At 80.0% G+C, this 636-nt stretch carries 1 pseudogene; it reads right to left on the bottom strand.

Going from position 1 to position 636, the window contains the following annotated elements:
* Nucleotides 1–525, bottom strand: a pseudogene (locus tag GL263_RS27590) (hypothetical protein); the annotation flags it as partial.
* Nucleotides 526–636 lie beyond the last annotated feature (111 nt).

Genomic DNA, 636 nt, shown 5'->3' with positions numbered 1-636 from the left:
GGTGAAGACCATGCCGACGGTGGTGACGCTGGTGGTGGTCTCGTCGACGTAGGTGGCCCGGACCAGGCGGCGGCAGCCCACCGGGGAGAGCGCCCTGGCCAGCAGTTCGTCGAAGGCGTGCTTGCAGTTGCCGTCGGGGGCCGCCGCCAGGCGGGTCCAGCGGCGGTCCGCGCCGCCGGGGCCGGCGCCGTCACCGCGCAGCTCGCGGGGGAAGAGGTCGTCGACGGGGATCTCCCGCCACAGCTCGGCGGCGGCGTGGAAACCGGCGGCGCGTTCGGTCTCGGAGCCGGTCAGCCAGGTGCCGGCGGCGGCGCCGCCGAGCAGTCCGGCGCCGAGGACCAGGCACAGCGCGACGGCGGTGAGCCGGCCGCGGCCGCGCCCGGGGCCGGTGGCCGTGGAGCCGGTCGCGGCGGGGCCGTGCGGCGGGTTGTCGGCGGGCGGGCACGGCGGTGGGGTGAGCGGCCCGTCCGGGTGATAGGCGGGCCCGCGCAGCGCGGCCGGGTCGGGCCGGCCAGCCGGCGGCATGCCCGGTGGCGGGACGGTGGACGGGCGCGGCGGGCGTGCCGCGGACGGCACAGCGGAGGCCGGCACGGACGAGGGGTGCACGGGCGAGGGCGGGACGGACGAGGGGTGCAC

This window comes from Streptomyces durbertensis, assembly GCF_014156695.1.
Classification (GTDB): Bacteria; Actinomycetota; Actinomycetes; order Streptomycetales; family Streptomycetaceae; genus Streptomyces; species Streptomyces durbertensis.
The sequence above is the reverse complement of the archived record's forward strand: the minus strand, read 5'-3'. Positions and strand labels throughout refer to the sequence as shown.